Source organism: Drancourtella sp. An57, assembly GCF_002161525.1.
Taxonomy (GTDB): Bacteria; Bacillota; Clostridia; order Lachnospirales; family Lachnospiraceae; genus Sellimonas; species Sellimonas catena.
Genome location: NZ_NFHY01000007.1, coordinates 46,427 through 63,307, shown reverse-complemented (window position 1 = coordinate 63,307; position 16,881 = coordinate 46,427). Strand labels below are relative to the sequence as shown.

The 16,881-nt window shown below is 44.2% G+C and carries 16 protein-coding genes; 6 read left to right on the top strand and 10 right to left on the bottom strand.

The window, feature by feature from the left end:
* Positions 1-4: 4 nt before the first annotated feature.
* From B5G11_RS07155 to B5G11_RS07145, 3 genes are all read right to left on the bottom strand, one after another.
* Positions 5-928 (bottom strand): sugar ABC transporter permease, encoded by a 924-nt coding sequence (locus B5G11_RS07155; RefSeq protein ID WP_087252676.1) that lies wholly within the window; start codon positions 926-928, stop codon positions 5-7.
* A gap of 93 nt (positions 929-1,021) precedes the next feature.
* Positions 1,022-2,284, bottom strand: coding sequence for a sugar ABC transporter substrate-binding protein (locus B5G11_RS07150; RefSeq protein ID WP_087252675.1), 1,263 nt, complete (start codon positions 2,282-2,284; stop codon positions 1,022-1,024).
* Between the two features lie 17 nt (positions 2,285-2,301).
* A complete protein-coding gene (locus B5G11_RS07145) occupies positions 2,302-4,035 on the bottom strand; it encodes a glycoside hydrolase family 36 protein (RefSeq protein WP_158099229.1) in 1,734 nt (577 codons plus the stop codon).
* An 87-nt stretch (positions 4,036-4,122) separates the two neighbouring features.
* On the opposite strand from B5G11_RS07145, the gene B5G11_RS07140 reads away from it, so the two are divergent.
* Together B5G11_RS07140 and B5G11_RS07135 are read left to right on the top strand one after the other, a co-directional pair.
* On the top strand, positions 4,123-4,926 hold the full coding sequence (locus B5G11_RS07140) for an AraC family transcriptional regulator (protein ID WP_087252673.1): 804 nt from the start codon (positions 4,123-4,125) through the stop codon (positions 4,924-4,926).
* A gap of 74 nt (positions 4,927-5,000) precedes the next feature.
* Positions 5,001-6,191, top strand: a complete 1,191-nt coding sequence (locus B5G11_RS07135; RefSeq protein ID WP_070090375.1) for an IS630 family transposase — start codon at positions 5,001-5,003, stop codon at positions 6,189-6,191.
* 687 nt (positions 6,192-6,878) lie between these two features.
* Here B5G11_RS07135 and B5G11_RS07130 read toward each other — a convergent pair.
* The 4 genes from B5G11_RS07130 to B5G11_RS07115 form a co-directional block, all read right to left on the bottom strand.
* Positions 6,879-8,879, bottom strand: coding sequence for an ABC transporter permease (locus B5G11_RS07130; RefSeq protein ID WP_087252672.1), 2,001 nt, complete (start codon positions 8,877-8,879; stop codon positions 6,879-6,881).
* Positions 8,872-9,639, bottom strand: a complete 768-nt coding sequence (locus B5G11_RS07125; protein ID WP_087252750.1) for an ABC transporter ATP-binding protein — start codon at positions 9,637-9,639, stop codon at positions 8,872-8,874. Before B5G11_RS07125 ends, B5G11_RS07130 begins: the two co-directional genes overlap by 8 nt.
* 121 nt (positions 9,640-9,760) lie before the next feature.
* A complete protein-coding gene (locus tag B5G11_RS07120) occupies positions 9,761-10,759 on the bottom strand; it encodes a sensor histidine kinase (protein ID WP_087252671.1) in 999 nt (332 codons plus the stop codon).
* Complete coding sequence (locus B5G11_RS07115; RefSeq protein ID WP_087252670.1) at positions 10,746-11,426, bottom strand: response regulator transcription factor; 681 nt, start codon at positions 11,424-11,426, stop codon at positions 10,746-10,748. Before B5G11_RS07115 ends, B5G11_RS07120 begins: the two co-directional genes overlap by 14 nt.
* Positions 11,427-11,604: 178 nt before the next feature.
* Between B5G11_RS07115 and B5G11_RS07110 the strand changes: the two genes are divergently transcribed.
* From B5G11_RS07110 to B5G11_RS07100, 3 genes are all read left to right on the top strand, one after another.
* A complete protein-coding gene (locus B5G11_RS07110) occupies positions 11,605-12,021 on the top strand; it encodes a MarR family transcriptional regulator (RefSeq protein ID WP_087252669.1) in 417 nt (138 codons plus the stop codon).
* 23 nt (positions 12,022-12,044) lie between these two features.
* Positions 12,045-12,689 (top strand): DUF6198 family protein, encoded by a 645-nt coding sequence (locus B5G11_RS07105; protein WP_087252668.1) that lies wholly within the window; start codon positions 12,045-12,047, stop codon positions 12,687-12,689.
* Positions 12,690-12,800: 111 nt separating this feature from the next.
* Positions 12,801-13,358, top strand: a complete 558-nt coding sequence (locus B5G11_RS07100; RefSeq protein ID WP_087167216.1) for a biotin transporter BioY — start codon at positions 12,801-12,803, stop codon at positions 13,356-13,358.
* A 97-nt stretch (positions 13,359-13,455) separates the two neighbouring features.
* On the opposite strand, the gene B5G11_RS07095 is transcribed toward B5G11_RS07100, so the two are convergent.
* The 3 genes from B5G11_RS07095 to proC form a co-directional block, all read right to left on the bottom strand.
* A complete protein-coding gene (locus B5G11_RS07095) occupies positions 13,456-14,355 on the bottom strand; it encodes a DMT family transporter (protein WP_087252667.1) in 900 nt (299 codons plus the stop codon).
* Positions 14,352-14,945, bottom strand: a complete 594-nt coding sequence (locus B5G11_RS07090) for a TetR/AcrR family transcriptional regulator (protein ID WP_087167260.1) — start codon at positions 14,943-14,945, stop codon at positions 14,352-14,354. Before B5G11_RS07090 ends, B5G11_RS07095 begins: the two co-directional genes overlap by 4 nt.
* A 162-nt stretch (positions 14,946-15,107) precedes the next feature.
* A complete protein-coding gene (gene proC / locus B5G11_RS07085; RefSeq protein ID WP_343215484.1) occupies positions 15,108-15,908 on the bottom strand; it encodes a pyrroline-5-carboxylate reductase in 801 nt (266 codons plus the stop codon).
* Positions 15,909-16,111: 203 nt separating this feature from the next.
* Between proC and B5G11_RS07080 the strand changes: the two genes are divergently transcribed.
* Positions 16,112-16,747, top strand: coding sequence for a GntR family transcriptional regulator (locus B5G11_RS07080; protein ID WP_087252666.1), 636 nt, complete (start codon positions 16,112-16,114; stop codon positions 16,745-16,747).
* Positions 16,748-16,881 lie beyond the last annotated feature (134 nt).

The following is a 16,881-nucleotide window of genomic DNA, read 5'->3' as shown; positions in this document are numbered from 1 at the left end:
TTCATTACTTTTTCCTCCTCTTCTTTTTCTTTTTCGATCCGGAGTTCATTTCATTCTCATAGAATACCCACATGGAGGATGATTTGAATACAAGAGCGGTCAGACAGAGAATAATGATGAACATTACCCATGCATTGGCACTTGCGTATCCAAGCTTATGGTGTCTGAACGCGTTGTTGTATGTCATCAGTCCGTAGAAGTATGTGGACTTCATCGGTCCACCTCCGGTTAACAGCATAACCAGTGTTACCTGCTGGAATGAACTGATGATAGAAGTAATCAGGTTAAATAATAATGTAGGTGTGATGATCGGCAGTGTAATGCTGAAAAACTGTTTAACCGGTCCTGCCCCGTCAAGTGCGGCTGCTTCATAAAGCTCTGCCGAAATTCCTTTGATATTCGTATAGAACACGAGCATCATGGTTCCGACTCCAAACGCACTTACAATAACGACTGCCAGAATCGCCCATGCCGGATCTACGAGCCATTTAGGTCCCTCAATCCCGATCAGTGAAAGCAGATAGTTCAATACACCATAGTCGCTGTTTAATACCCAGCTCCAGATTACGGATGTCGCAACACCGGACACAACGGCCGGGATATAAAAAATCGTTCTGTAAACCTTGATTCCTTTTAACGGCTGGCTGATCAGCATCGCAAGGAACAAAGCGATACAAATATTCAGCGGTACAAAAATAGCGGCATATTTAATACTGATAGTCAGGGATTTTATTACCTGCTTATCCTGAGTAAACATTTCTATGTAGTTTCCCAGTCCCACAAATGTACGTTCTCCGACAACCGGCCAGTCAAAAAAGCTGATGCAAAGAGAAAAGATCAGCGGTCCTAATGTAAAGACTAAAAAGCCGATAATCCATGGAAGAATGAACAGATATGGCGTGACCGTCTTCCATTTAAATTTTTTCATGTGACTCTCTCCTTATTTCGAGGAGGAGAAGCGCTCTCCCCCTCCCTTTGTCCGTTCTTTCATGTACGGACCGGATATTTTTATTCTACAACCTTATTCGTGTGCTTCAACAACTTCATTCAGAGTATCTTTTACATCTGCAAGGCTGCTTGGATTGATAATGCTTTCAAATGCAAGCTGAACATCTGCGTCAATCTCCGTCCATCCTTCAGTAATAAAGCTTGCCGGTACATAACCTGCACAATTGTCAAGCGCTGTATAGAATGGAGCATATTTTTCGTCTTCTCTCAGACCTTCAGAGTCAACAACAGACTTTAATGCCGGTAATTCTGTATTAATACGATATTTATTCATCTCCTCACCTGTCCAGAATTTCAGGAATTCCCAAGCTTCTTCTTTGTGCTTGCTGTCTTTGGAGATTGCAATACCAGATGTATTAATAACACTGATAGAATGTTCTGTTCCTTCAAATTTCGGAATCTGGGCAATACCATAATTCAGTCCTTCTTCATCAAACTGTTTGATCGGCCATGTACCATCTACGTACATTGCTGTTTTGCCGCCCAGCATTTCTGTCTGTCCACTTTCTTCAGATGCGTATAATACGCCATCTTTTTCCATATCCTGGAATGTCTGGAATACTTCTATAGACTTGTCACTGTTGATGTTGCCGTCCAGTTTTCCATCTTCGTCAACAAACGCGGTTCCATTGCTCCACAGATACATTTCCAGTGTGTATGGAAGTGTTCCGATCGGAAGCGTAAATCCATTTACATCATCCAGCTTGGACTGAATCTGCTTAGATGCTTCTGCCACATCTTCCCATGTCCAGTCATCTGTCGGGTATTCTACACCAGCCTGATCAAACAGGTCTTTGTTGTAGTACAGACAGGATGTAACTACACTGACCGGTACACCATAAATCTGATCATTCATAGAGTTGTATGGCCAAAGTGCTTCGAAGAAATTGTTCTTGTAATCTTCTCCTTCAGCTTCAATATACTCATCGAGTGGTTCCAGGCTTTCAGAATATGTCGGGTAATCCCACATATACATAACGTCCGGTGCATCTCCTGCTCCCATACTGGCTGTCATCTTTGTGTCGAAATCAGATCCCCATCCTTCCAGAACAACTTCGATCTTGTCCTGGCTCTCATTAAACTGATCAACACATTCCTGTTGGCTGTCCAGTGTATCTCCTGTCTCCCAGGATGCAAAACGAATTTTTACTTTTCCATCACTGGTTGTGTCGCTTCCACTGTCACTTCCGCTTCCACCTCCACATCCAAGAAGCATCGTACCTGTCATCGCTGTTACAAGCCCAACTGCTGCAAGTCTTTTCATTCTCTTTTTCATGTTACTACCTCCGTTTTTTATTTTTCTTTTTTTATTTCAATCCGCCCCGCCGTAGTACAAGGAATACTTTTGATGCCTGAAAGCATCATTCTTTCTTCCTTCACAACAGTTCCGAAACAGTCAATCTGAACGACTTTGACAGCTGTTTCATTTTCTGTTCTTACATAAATTTCTTCTGCCCTTGTTCCGTTCACAATGATGGAATCTCTCTGTTGTGAGCCGATAGTAACTACCCGGCCGGTTGAATACAATGCTACGATCTCCGTCTCGTCATCTCTTACGCTGACTTCCGGATATAAATTCTGCGGTTCTTCTGCCGTCACTGCGCTCTCCTGCAGTAATGCTTTATGTTCCCGCATAAACTCCATATAATTGCGGATCATTTTTTTATGTGCATCTGTCAGATATTCCGTCTTTACGGAAAACTGCAGCGTTGAAAAAAGTGCATTTACAATCTGCAGTGCTGCTGTCTCTGGTGTCTCTCCCTCATTCCAGACAATCGGATCGCAGTGAACTGCTGTATGTTCATTCATCAGTCTCAGATCAATGCTTCCGACTCTGTTTGCAAGTCCGGATTCCGGACAGTCACAGACTCTCAACATATTTCCGTATTTCTTGATAAACGGTCCGATGTAACGCTGTCTGAATTCAATCAGAATGTTTTCATCGATCTTTTTGAGTTCTTCCATCGTCTCACCAAGCAGCTTGTCAAGCGCTGTCTGGAGGCAAACACAGTCCATATCGGCATTCGCCTTTGGTGTATCTTTTCTCTCATAGAACTCATCGATGAAATCAAGTTTCAGACCGTCAAGTCCCCATTCACGTACAGCTTTCACATAAATATTTTTTAAATATGCTCTGACTTTTGGATATCTGATATCCAAAATTCCCGTATGCTGTTCTTCATCTACCGCGATCAGCTTATCATGGAATAATTCCCACATTTTTGAATACATACCAACATAAGGAACGCTGAACCACAGCAGGTATTTCATCCCCAGCTTGTGAACATTATCTACATGCTGCTGCATATTTTTGATTTTCTTTTCAGCGACTTCCCAGTCTCCGCAGTACCCATAACCACGATTTATGTCATCAGTCTGCCAGCCGTCATCTACAATTACGGTCTTAAATCCCAGTTCCTTTGCATTGCGGCATTCCTTTTCGATCTCTTCATCTGTGATTTCCTGATGGTAAGAATACCAGAAAGAGTACATCGGCTCTTTCGCGTCTTCCGGCACAAATGCCGGCTCAAATCCGCATTCTTTCTCCCACCAGATTCCAACTTCTCTGATTGCCTGTTCATACCTGATCTTTCTGTAATCCATCAGAACAGATACTTCATAATGATCTTCATCTGCCGCCCCCACATGAATATCCACACAGCATTTCATCGTTCCGTCTTCTTCATGAACACCCAGATTCATCCTGACAATCTTTTTCGCCTCGGAAACAGCAAATGTACCGCTGTTTTTTCCATCCTCGCTGAAAAATACTACCAATGGGGCTGATACAGAACTCATGGAAACCTCTCCATGCGCCCAGTCCGCTTTCACTGTTCTGTCATATCTGCAGTTCGGATGCCATTTCCCAGCTATATCGCAGATCGGAAAACTCCATTCACAGGTAATGACCGTCTGATCCGCTCCCTCCGGAATCTGATCCAGGGATATGTTGTAAACCTGACGTCCATCCGGTAAGGATCTGGAAGTCCAGTTCAATTCTGCTTTGATATTACTTACAACTTTCATTTTGATTCTCCTTGCCTTGACTTTTTTCTGAAATACTTTTATGCTATATTCATGTAATTTTAACTTCGCTTCAAAGGAGGGACTCATATGGAAACAAATGTATATCGTGATGTTGTCGGCTTCCAGTGTCTCGACCATATTGAACATCAAACCAACGATCTGTATCTGACAAGGTGCGGCATTCAGAAATGCCCTCCAAACTATACGTGGGGTCCAAAGCTCCGCCCTCAGTACCATATGCATTTTATTCTCGATGGAAGCGGCTACTTTGAAATTGATCATCAGATCCATCATCTGAAAAAGGGACAGATCTTTCTGATTCCTCCAAATACTCAAGCCCGCTATTATGCCGACAGCCAGACACCGTGGACCTACGCTTTTATCAGCTTTCTCGGAAACAAGTCCGCACAGTATATGGAACAGGCCGGCTTCGGCTCCTCCCCATATATCCGAGACTGCAACAGCGATCCGGAAGAATACGCTGATGTTATCCGGAAAATGCTGAAAACCCATCAGCTGACCATTACCAACGAACTTTGTCGTGTCAGTCTGTTGTTTTCACTCTTTTCCATGCTGACTGCTTCTTCCCACTCAGCCGATTCCCAATATCCTCAGAAGCATCACGACTACCTTCCTGAGACATATTTTGAACACGCCCTGCAGTACATACACTTTAATTACAATAAGAATATTCACATTCAGGACATCGCCGACTATATAGGTATTACACGATCTTATCTGTTCTACATTTTTAACAAGAAACTACAGATGTCTCCACAAAAATATCTCTTAAATTATCGGATTGAACAGGCCAAAAATCTGCTCGCCTCCACCGATATATTCATTAAAGATATTGCCCATAATGTAGGATATGAAGATTCCCTAGTATAAATGTTTTTAATTAACTCGACTATATAATCAACCTATGATATAATCTCTATACATTAACTATGGAGGGCAATATCATGGGAAGAAAAGCAACAACAATAACACTTACTCCAGAGGAACGGTCTTATCTTGAATTACAGACACGTTCTCGTACCATTCAGGCACAGACTGTTTGCAGAGCTCGGATCCTTTTATTGAAAGCGGATGGTGAACCGATTGATGTAATCGCTGATAAAGTTGGTATCAACCGATGCAGCGTTATGCTTTGCTTAAAAAAGTTTAAGGAGGGCGGCGTTGAAAATGCCCTCTCTGATGCTCCCGGCCGTGGCCGCAATGCTGAAATCACAGATACCGAAAAGGCGTGGATTATTAACATTGCATGTCAGAAACCTGTAGATCTTGGTTATTCCGCTGAAGTATGGACCAGAGCCCTTCTAACAAAACATATCCATCAGTTTGCAGAAGAAGCCGGTCATATACGTCTTTCAACCATAAGTCAGTCAAAGGTTCGCACAATACTTGAAGAAGCAGAAATTAAGCCGAATAAGATCACGTATTACTGCGAAAACCGCGATCCTGACTTTGATCAGAAGATGCATAACGTCCTTCTGGTTTATAAGCAGTTGTCGCTTCAGTTTGACGAAAATGGACAATTATTGCCTTTTCCTGAGAATGAACAGGTAACTCATGTACTCTCCTATGATGAGAAACCAGGCATACAGGCCATTGCCAATATAACGGAGGATCTTCCGCCGGATGAAAATCACAAAACAATCAGCAGAGACTATGAATACAAACGTCTTGGAACTATTTCCCTGCTTGCCGGGATCGACCTGCAAACAGGAGAGGCGATTCCACTTGTGAGGGATCGGCATAGCAGCAAAGAGTATATAGAGTTCCTTCAGCTACTGGATTCCAAGTATCCTAAAGAGGATAAAATCCGATTAGTATTAGATAATCTCCAGGTGCATACCTCCCAAGAAACGAGAAAATATCTGGCTGGTGTTCCCGGAAGATTTGAGTTTGTATTCACTCCGAAGCATGGTTCCTGGCTAAATCTTGTAGAAGGATTTTTCAGCAAACTCACCCGTCAGTCGTTAAAAGGCATTCGTGTAAAAACGAAAAGTGAGCTGGTGGAGCGAATATATAAATATTTTGAAGAGATCAATGATACCCCTGTTGTCTATCACTGGAAATATCGACTTGATGAAATCAATCCGAATGAAGAAGCACAGGTTGAAACATTGTCTCTTGAAAAGTCGAGTTAATTAGTGACAACTATACTAGCGTTTTCAAAAATGTTTCGCAATGCAACCGGATACTCTCCATCTGCATATCGAAAACTTAAAACCGGTTCATCTGAAAACTAATATTACTTGTCTTCTTCGGATGTAATTATACAATCCGCACCCTGCCTTATGAATGGAAGAATGACCAATTTATATGTCCTAATGTCAAATTTTTGAGCATATCGACATAAAAACAGGTCACATTCTTCCATTTTTACAGCACATTGATAGGGGACGTGTTCCGATGCGCCGGAACATGTCCCCTATTGAAAAAATATAAAGTTGTTTTTAAGTTTTCTTTTCATTTCTATCACATATTTCTTTTTATTTTGTAATATTTTATTTCGTTTTCCCGTGCTATCCTCCTGTTTTACATTGCATTCTCCCTATTTAATACTTTTGTAACTTCTAATCATCTACTATATAATTTTATTTTTTTCTCTTATTGTCAGATTTTTTTCACAGGTACACGACGTGCTCTGTTTATTGATTTGATAAGTTTTGATACTTTTCCTTTCTATTTTTACTTTTCCCCAGTATTTTCAAGGGTTTCCAGGATTTTTGGTATTTTAAAATGTTGTTATTACAACGATTATCGGGGACGTGTTCCGATGCGTCGGAACACGTCCCCGATAAATTAATGTCCCCGATAAATTACGATAAGTTCTATCGTACAATGCGGTAGTACGTGTGTGAGGTAATGGTGTAAATGATAAAGTATATGGCCGCGAAGGTGAGTGTGACGGCTATGGTGCATTTTGTGAAGACAGTCTGGTTGATGAGGTTCAGCGCCCGCATGATATCCACAAGTGCCGGGAAGGCGGCTGCAGTGTGCATTGCTGCCATCAAAAGTGGCAGGAAGAAGACCTGCAGGATCTGTCTTCGGATGGTGGAGCGGATTTCGTCGTTGGTCATGCCGACTTTTTTCATGATCTGGTATCGTTCTCTGTCGTCGAATCCTTCTGTAATCTGTTTGTAGTAAATGATAAGTGATGCTGCGATCAGGAAGAGGATGGAGAGGAAGATTCCAATGAACAGAAAGGTGCCGTATTGTTCGTAATAGTGTGCCCTTGCCTGGTCAATGTTGTCGACTGTCATCAGGCGCTCTACGTCTTCAACGAGATTTTCTCTTAATGTTTTGAAAAAGGTATCTTTCTCTGCATCTGTCCCTTCTATATTATAGTAGTATTCGTAGGTAATTTCTCTGCTTCCCGCCCTGGTGTCTGCATAGCGTTCATTGTAAGCGTTCAGGACTGTTTCCATCGATTTCAGATCAGGCAGAATGACAGCCATGAAGTTTGCGTCTGACAGGTAAAGTGCCTCGTTCCAGATACCGGGATCGTCAACGGTGGTTCTGACGTTCCAGCTTAATTGATCCAGTGTCAGCGTTTCTGAAACCTGGTTTTTGTTTTTTTCATAAACAGCCGCCTCTCCCTTCGCCAGGTCCAGTTTTTCTCCTGTGTTTTTGCTGTAATCGTCCTGTGTCAGGAATGCAAATACATAAAGTTTTGAGGCATCTGCCTGTTCTCCGTCGGACAGTGTAAATGTTCCGTTTGCTTCCTGAAATCCTGCCATCCACAGCTGCTTGTACCCGAATCCTTCCGTTACCTTGACACCGGTTCTGTCAGCATGTTTCTGGACAGCCTCCTGCAGTACCGTACCATTACTTTCCTGTCCGTCAAGGATACAGCTGCTCATGTAATCTCTTGGAAATCGTTTTTCCAGAATGTCTTCTTCCCCAAGGTACAGGCTGAAACTTGTGGAGATGGATACAATCACGGCTGTAGATAAAATACAGATCGTTGCAAGTCCTGCGGCGTTTTGTTTCATTCGGTAGATCATTCCGGAAATCGTGATAAAATTTCTCGGCCGGTAATAAATTTTTTCCCGCTTTTTCATCCATTTCAGGAATGCAATGCTTCCCGCAAGGAACAGCAGGTAGGTGGCTGCAATCACCAGTACGACAGCCGGCAGAAATATTTTGAGTGTCTCATAGACTCCCTGTGCTCCGATAGCAAATGTATACCCTGCCGCAAGGAGGACAACACCGAGGATTGCCGGCAGTTTCCGTACTTTTGGTTCTTTTTCCCCTTCTTTTGCCCCCTGCAGAAATTCGATCGGATTCGTTCTTACAACAGCCAAAATATTATAAATCAAAACAATCAGATACAGAATCCCGAAGGTCAGACAGGTGTTTCCAACTGCATCGAGGGGAATTTCAAACCGCAGGTCCGACGGAATCCGAAGCATGGATAAAAAGATCAGGAACACCAACTGGCTGAGCAGCGCTCCGGCGATCATGCCGCCAACAAGTCCGCGCAGAGCTGTAATCAGGACTTCCCAGAACATCATCGTGGACAGATGGCGTTTTTCCATGCGCAAAACGCAGTACAGCCCGATTTCCTTTTTTCTCTGCCGGATGACAAAGCTGTTCACATAGAACAGAATAATGCATGCCATAATCACGGCCACAATCGTGCAGAAATTTAAAATCATATCCGAATTGGATCCTTGTGTCGTCTCGTATTTCAGCATCATGGAGCGGATGCTTTTTAAAATATAATACATGCTGACAATCAGTATATTTGCCAGCGTATACGGAAAATAAATCTGGCGGTTCTTTTTGAGGTTTGATCGTGCCAGTTTGAAATATAAGGAATTACGCATGTGTTTTCCCTCCCGACGCCATCACGGTCAATGTTTCGGAAATGCTTTTGAACATCTCCTCCCTACTCTTATCTCCTCTGTAAATCTGATGATATACGATGCCGTCTTTGATAAAGAGTACCCTTCCGGCGTGGCTTGCCGCTTTTGTACTGTGGGTCACCATGAGAATCGTCTGGCCTGCCCGGTTAATCTGTTCGAACATGTTTAAAAGTTCATTAGATGCCCGGGAATCCAGTGCCCCGGTCGGTTCATCCGCAAGCACGAGCCTCGGTTCTGTAATCAGTGCCCTTGCAATTGCAGTTCTCTGTTTTTGTCCTCCCGAAATTTCATATGGAAATTTTTCCATCAGATCGTCAATCCGCAGTACTTTCGCAAGAGGCATCACCCGTTTTTTCATTTCTTCCGGCTTGGCCCCTGCCAATACCAACGGCAGAAAAATATTGTCTTTGACAGAAAGAGTGTCCAAAAGATTAAAGTCCTGAAAGACAAATCCCAGATTTTTTCTCCGGTAAGACGCCAGATCCTTTTCCCGGATATTCTGAAAGGAAAGTCCGTTTAAAATGATTTCCCCGCCCGTCGGCCGGTCAAAGGAGGCCAGCAGATTTAACAATGTTGTCTTTCCGGATCCGGATTCTCCCATCACCGCCGTGAATTCTCCTTCTTCTATCGTAAAGGAGACATCTCTTAATGCCTGCACCTGATTGGTCCCGAACCGGTTTGTATATGTTTTTTTCAGATGTCTGACTTCCAGTAATGCCATATCCATCCTCTCCCTTTCTTCTTTTTCTTTTCTGCCATTATTATAAGAAAAAAAGAAAGTGGATGCCATCGATCGGGCTTACACTTTCTCTTTCTATTCTTACACCGGTGTAAGATTTCTGTCACACCGTATCCAGCTGAACTCTTTTTGTATCGATCCGGACGGTCGTCCCTTTTCCTGCTTCGGAAGTGATCCGGACCGGATGTTCGAGAAGATCGGCTGCGGATTTCACAAGGGACAGTCCGATGCCGGTGGAACGTTTATCGAGTCTTCCATTATATCCGGTATATCCCCACTCGAATACCCGCGGAAGATCCTCAGGCAGAATTCCGATTCCTGTATCCCGAACCGCCAGAGTGCCTTCTCCTTCCCGAAAAACGGAAACGCCACCCTGCTTCGTATATTTTACTGCATTCGTCAAAATCTGCTCCAGAATAAACACAAACCACTTCTCGTCCGTCAGAACATCAAAATCCAGATTTTCCCCGATCTGAAGGGAAATCTTCTTATGTATAAACAGTTCCGAGGTATTCCGGACCGCCTGTTTTACCAGATCCCCGGCCCGGTAATGGCTGAACCGCAAATCGTTTCCTCCCTTTTCCAGTTTCTGGTAGTGCAGAGCCATGGCAATATACTGCTCGATCTGTAACATCTCATGGCGCATGGCCTCCTTGTCCGGCTCCTCTTCCTGCAGCAAAAGCCCCATCACAGATACCGGCGTCTTGATCTGATGGCTCCAGCGTGTATAGTAGGCATCCTCTTGTTTCCGCTTTGCCTGTTCCCTGCTTTCGTGTTCCCGCCAGAACCACTCCCGCTTCCTGATAATCTCCTGATACTGCGCTTCCACCCCGTTCCACGCCCGCGGGAATTCCACGCTTTCCATCTCTATTGTTTCTTCCAGCTGCTTCATCCATCTCCATTTTTTCCTGTAAGCAAAAAATCCTGCTCCCCAGACCAGAAGAAAGAATGCGGTGGAAAGAAGCATCGTATAGACGGCCGGTCCCCACGGAAGTCCGTAGAGGGAATAGACCGCCCCCTCCAGAATCAAAATTCCGAAAAAGAAGGCTTCTGTCCTGCGCGCGGCATGCAGGTACGAGACAAAGCAGTTATTCTTCCACATAATATCCCACACCTTTCTTCGTGAGAATATAGTCTTTCAGGCCGATCTCTTCCAGCCTTCTCCGAAGTCTTGTCACATTTACAGTCAACGTATTGTCATCGATATAACTTTCTGTCTCCCAGAGATTTCGGATCAGTTCTGTCCGCTCTATGATCTTCCCCGGATGTTCCAGAAGCGTCCGCAGAATCCCGAATTCATTCTTTCCGAGTTCCAGTTTCTGATCCCCGAAAGCAAGTATCTGCGAATCCAGGTTCAGGGTCACTCCTTTGTGGGCCAACACCTCCGGGCTGGACACCCCGAATGTGTATGCCCTCCTGAGCACGGCCTGAATCTTTGCCGTCAATACATCCATCCGGAACGGTTTTGCGACAAAATCATCCGCCCCCAGTTGAATTGCCATCACAAGATTCATATCATCGCCGGAGGAGGACAGAAAAATCACCGGCACCTGACTCACTTTCCGGATTTCCCCGCACCAGTAATATCCGTTATAAAACGGAAGGGAGATATCCATCAGGACGAGCTGCGGTTCAAATGATTGAAATTCATCCATGACATTTTGAAAATCAGTAATCCCCCGGGCAAGATATCCCCATTTTTCCAGATTTCTCTTCAGGATTTCCACCATCATCTCATCATCTTCCACCAGCAGAATACGGTATTTCATACATTCTCCTCGCTTCTTCGTGCGTTTTTACTATAACATAGCCACTTCTGCTTTACAATGCAGAACTTGACAATCCTTTCCCGTTCCTTATATAATAGGTATGTTTTATTTGAATTCAAACTATTTCAATTCAAAACTTTTGTGTAAGTATACGAAAAACGAAAGGAGACTATTTCAAATGTCTTATTCATTTCATTATCTGATTATGGCTGAACACTCGACTTTCCAAAAAGATCTTTTGTCCAGACTCAGAGACACCGGCCTGACAATCGGACAGCCGAAAATTCTTGATTACCTGAAAGATCATAACGGCATAAGCCAGAAAGAGATTGCCAAAGGGTGTCATATCGAGCCGGGCACACTTACTACACTATTAAACCGGATGGAAGAAGCCGGACTCGTTGAGCGCCGCATGATGCATGGCAACCGGAGAAGCCTGTATGTGTTTCTGACCGAAAAGGGCAGCCTTTTGTCCCGGCAGGTCGATCATGCGTTTTCTGATCTGGAAGAGCAGGCATTTCGCGATATTTCATCGGAAGACAGGGAAAAATTTTTACGGATCTTTCAGCGTATTTATGAGAATACGGTATCTTGATATTCAGAGGAGGTCATCAAATCATGGAAAAATTGAAACGATATGCTGTATTTCTAATTGGACTTTTTATTAATTCACTGGGAGTCAGTCTGATTACAAAGGCAGATCTCGGGACATCACCGATTTCGTCGATTCCCTATGTACTCAGCCTGAACTTTCCGTTGACACTAGGGCAGTTCACAATCGCCTTCAGTCTGCTTCTGATTCTGATTCAGCTTGCCATTCTCCGCCGGAATTTTAAGGCAGAACATCTGCTGCAGATCCCGATCTCCATTCTGTTTGGATACTTTATCGATCTGACCATGGAACTGCTCTTCTTCATTCATCCTCAGACTTATATGGCTTCTGTCATTTATCTGTTAATCGGATGTGTCATACTGGGGTTTGGTGTCTACACCGAAGTGCTTGCTAATGTGGCCATGCTTCCGGGAGAATCTTTTGTCCGTGCAGTTTCTTCTACGTGGAAGACGGAATTCGGCTCTACGAAAGTGGCTTTTGATGTATCACTCGCAGTGATTGCCGGCATTCTCTCCCTTCTGTTTGCCCGCAGACTGGATGGAATCAGGGAAGGCACTATCATCGCCGCTCTGCTGGTCGGATTTATTGCCCGCCTGTTCGGCCGGAAACTTGCATGTCAGATGCTTTCCATGAAATTCCGGAATTCCTGAACCGTCCAATCGTAAACCCATTCTTTTTATTTTGGTTGACAATTGATGTATCTAACGGTATACTTCTCCTATACATATAAAATCCTACACATACAGAAAAGGAGAACTTTCATGAATCATACATCAACATCTTCCGTTTCAACCCGTTATCTTGTACTTACAGCACTGATGACAGCTGTCATCTGTATTCTGGCACCGCTTTCCATTCCCATTCCGGTAAGTCCTGTGCCAGTCACACTGACCAATCTGGTCCTTTATATCGGTCTGTTTATCCTGCCATGGCGCCAGCTGTTTGTAAGCTACATCGTATATATGCTGCTGGGCCTTTGCGGTCTCCCGGTTTTTTCCGGATTTTCCGGAGGCATCGGTAAGCTTGCCGGACCGACCGGAGGATATCTGATCGGATTTCTCTTTCTGATCCTGATCGGCGGAGTTTTCCTGCAAAAAGGAGAAGGACGCCGCGGAATTGTCTTTGCTCTTACGGGTCTGATTCTCGGAAGCCTGGTCACCTATCTCTTTGGAACCATCTGGCTTTCTCAACAGATGAATCTGACTTTTGTACAGGGGCTGTTTGCCGGTGTCATCCCATATCTTCCGGGAGATGCTCTGAAAATCATTCTGGCTCTTCTTCTTGGGCCGCAGCTTCGTAGACGGCTTCCCCTCATATAACCGGGGAACCGTCACCGAAACCTGAACCTCATAAATAAAACGATCCCGTGAAAACCAAGACCTTCAAAGTCTTCGATCATCACGGGATCGTTTTGTTCTATTTCCGTATCGACAGAATCAGTACTGCCGCCATAATGCAGAGAATTCCGAAAAAGTCCGAAAGCGTAAATGTGGCGTGCATCATCAGTACGGTGGCTGCCGTCGCTGTCACCGGCTCCACCGATGCAAAGAGACTTGCTCTGGAAGCTCCGATGATCCGGACACCTTCCATATAAAAGGAAAAGGACAGTACAGTGCCTACCACCACGACAACCGCCATGGCTCCGACTGCCTGAATATCCCATGTCCCGATCACATGCCACGGCCTTGTGAACAGGCACATTAGAACACCGCCAAGCAGCATGCCCCATCCGATGACGCAGAACGTCCCGTACTCTTTCATCAGTTTCAGCGGCAGAAGGTTATAAACTGCCATCATCACTGCCGAAGTCAGCCCCCAGATGAGTGCCTCTCTGGAAATGGCCAGGGAATGAATATTCCCGTGGGTTGCCAGGACAAATGTTCCGAACAGCGCCAGGACCAGTGCTCCGATTTCCAGAATTCCCGGCATCTTCTTTGCCCGCAGGGCAGTATAAAGCATAATAATGGCCGGAGCTGTGTATTGCAGTACGGTCGCAGTCCCGGCATTTGACATTTCTACGGCAGAATAGTAGGTCAGCTGGCATCCTGCCATCCCGAAAATCGCGAACAGCACAAGCCAGAAAACATCCTGTTTCTTCTTCCATATCCGCCACATATCGTTTTTCTGCTTTGCCAGTACGGTCGTAAGCAGAAGAAGCCCGGCCAGTACAAGCCGGACACTGACCAGCCAGCGTGCATTCAGGCCCTTGTATGTAAACAGATACTGCCCGAACACTCCTGCCAGTCCCCAGAAAATTCCCCCGATTACGGCAATGCACGCGCCTCGCATCGCCTCTCTCTTCTCCATTTGATTCATGACAACTGTTTTCCTCTGAAACTTTCCATCATAATCGGCATATATTCCTTACTGTATTCCCCAAGAGAATAACTTCCCTTATTCAGACACCAGTCTGTGACAAGCGCCCGCTCACAGAGGGAGTAATACTTCACAACCTCCGCAATGCTTTTTCTTCTGTTGATTTCCCCCCGCTTTTGTCCTTCTTCGATGACGGACGCAATCAGCTTATAATATTCCCTGTTCTGATCCAGAAGGCTTCTCTCCCCTTTGGAAATCAACTGTGTCGAATACAAAGACGCAAGCAGATCAACTTTAATAGTCTTTTCCATGAACGTATGAGAACGGTAATTTAAAAACATCAGTTTCTCAAAGCTGTCCATGTAAGGATCCATCTCTTCTTTCAAAGTCAGATACAGATCATCCAGCACCGATGACAACGTGTTTAAGAGAGCATCTTTCCCGTCAAAATAGTAATAGAATGATCCCTTGGATGTGTCAGACAGTCTGATAATGTCATCTACTGTTGTCGAGTCATATCCTTTCTCATAGAACAATTCCCAGGCTGCCGACACAATTCTGTCTTTTACACTCTTCTTTTTCTTTTCCATTGCTGCCGTTTTGCTCCTTCCTTCTGCATTGTATCTGTGCGGATCACGCACCTCTATTCCTCTGCCGGAATGTTGTCCTGATTTTCCGGTAGAACAAAAACAGCTCAGCTGTACTTTGACAACTGAGCTGTCTCAATTCTGTACTTTTACAGTATACCTGTTTTACATTCCCTTTGCAATATCTGTGCAGGCTTTCATTGCCTCAATCACAGAACTTCTGAATCCTGTACCCTCCAGAACTCTGACAGCCTCAATCGTTGTACCGGCCGGAGAACATACCATATCTTTTAATTCACCCGGATGTTTTCCTGTTTCGAGTACCATCTTGGCGCTGCCCATAACAGCCTGTGCTGCGAATTTATAAGCCTGAGCTCTTGGCATACCATCTGAAACAGCTGCGTCTGCCATTGCTTCGATCAGGATAAATACATATGCCGGTGAACTGCCGCTTACTCCTACGACTGCGTCCATCAGTCTCTCCGGAATCACTTCTACTTTTCCGAAACTTTCCAGAATGTGGCATGCATACTTCACTTCTTCTTCTGACAGATAAGAGTTCGGTGATGCTGCTGTCATCCCCTCCATGACCATAGCAGGTGTGTTAGGCATGGTTCTTACGATCTTGACTTTCTTTCCGAATTTCTCTTCCAGCCATGCAAGAGTTTTACCCGGTGCAATAGTGATGATAATCTTATCTTCTGTTACTTTGTCTTTGATCTCTGTAATTACAGACTCATAGAACTGCGGTTTTACAGCGAGAACAATCACTTCGGACTTTTCAACTACTTCCAGATTACTGTCTGTAATCTGAATCCCGTAAGTATCTCTTGCTTTTTCTCTGGTCGGTACAAATACGTCAGAACCGATAATCTCTTCCGGTTTGAATACTTCCTTTTTAATAATACCTCCCATGATGGCGCCCGCCATATTTCCACATCCGATAAATCCTAACTTCATGTGTATTACACTCCTTTTCCGCTATAATCAGTTTTGTATACATCTAAATCAGTTGTATACAATTTCTATCTATAAAATATCACTCTTCCACGTACTTGTCAATCATTCTTCGAAAAATAATCTACTATTTTTTATATCATTTTCCCTTGAATTTTCGTTATAAATTGTATACAATAATATTATTAGTATACATTAAAGGAGTGGTCCGCATGGCTGACAAAATTTCTCTGGCCGATCAGGCATATCATACGATCAAAGAGCGGATTCTGAATCTTACCTACCCTCCGGGCATGCAGCTTACGGAGACCATGCTCGCAGATGATCTTCATATGAGCCGTAACCCTATCCGTACCGCACTCAAATCCTTGCATTCCGAGGGACTGATTGTCCGGGACTATTATAAATCCATTACTGTAAAAGAAATTACCGACAGGGATATCCGGGAAATCTATCAGCTTCGGGAACTTCTGGAAGGTGCCGCGTTTAAAGAAATCTTCCAGTCCGGCAAAGCTGAAGAGTTTTCCTACCGGATTGAAGAGCGCGTTGTCCGTATGTGCGCTTGCGCCGGCGACATCTATCAGTGGGAGCTTGCCGATACACAGATGCACATGGAGATTGTCAGTGTATTTGAAAATGAACGGATCAACAGGATCTATGAAAACTATCTGAATGAAGTCATCCGGATGGGCCTTTATTCCGTACGGAACGGACTCCACATCAACAAGGCAAATGAAAATCTTAAAAAGATGATCCGCTACATGCGTTCCAACAATTACGAAAAGGCCTACGAGATTCTGCGAAACGATCATTTTTTGATCGGAAAAAGCAGTGCTTTAAAAAAATAAACAGATTCAAAATGGCAGCCAGCACAGAGAGCAGCAGAAGGAACAGTACTTCTGCCGTTACAAGTGCCGCTGCCATTCCTTTTTTCATGGCTGCCATTTGTTCTTCCTCCTTCTTCTGCCTCTATTATATAAAG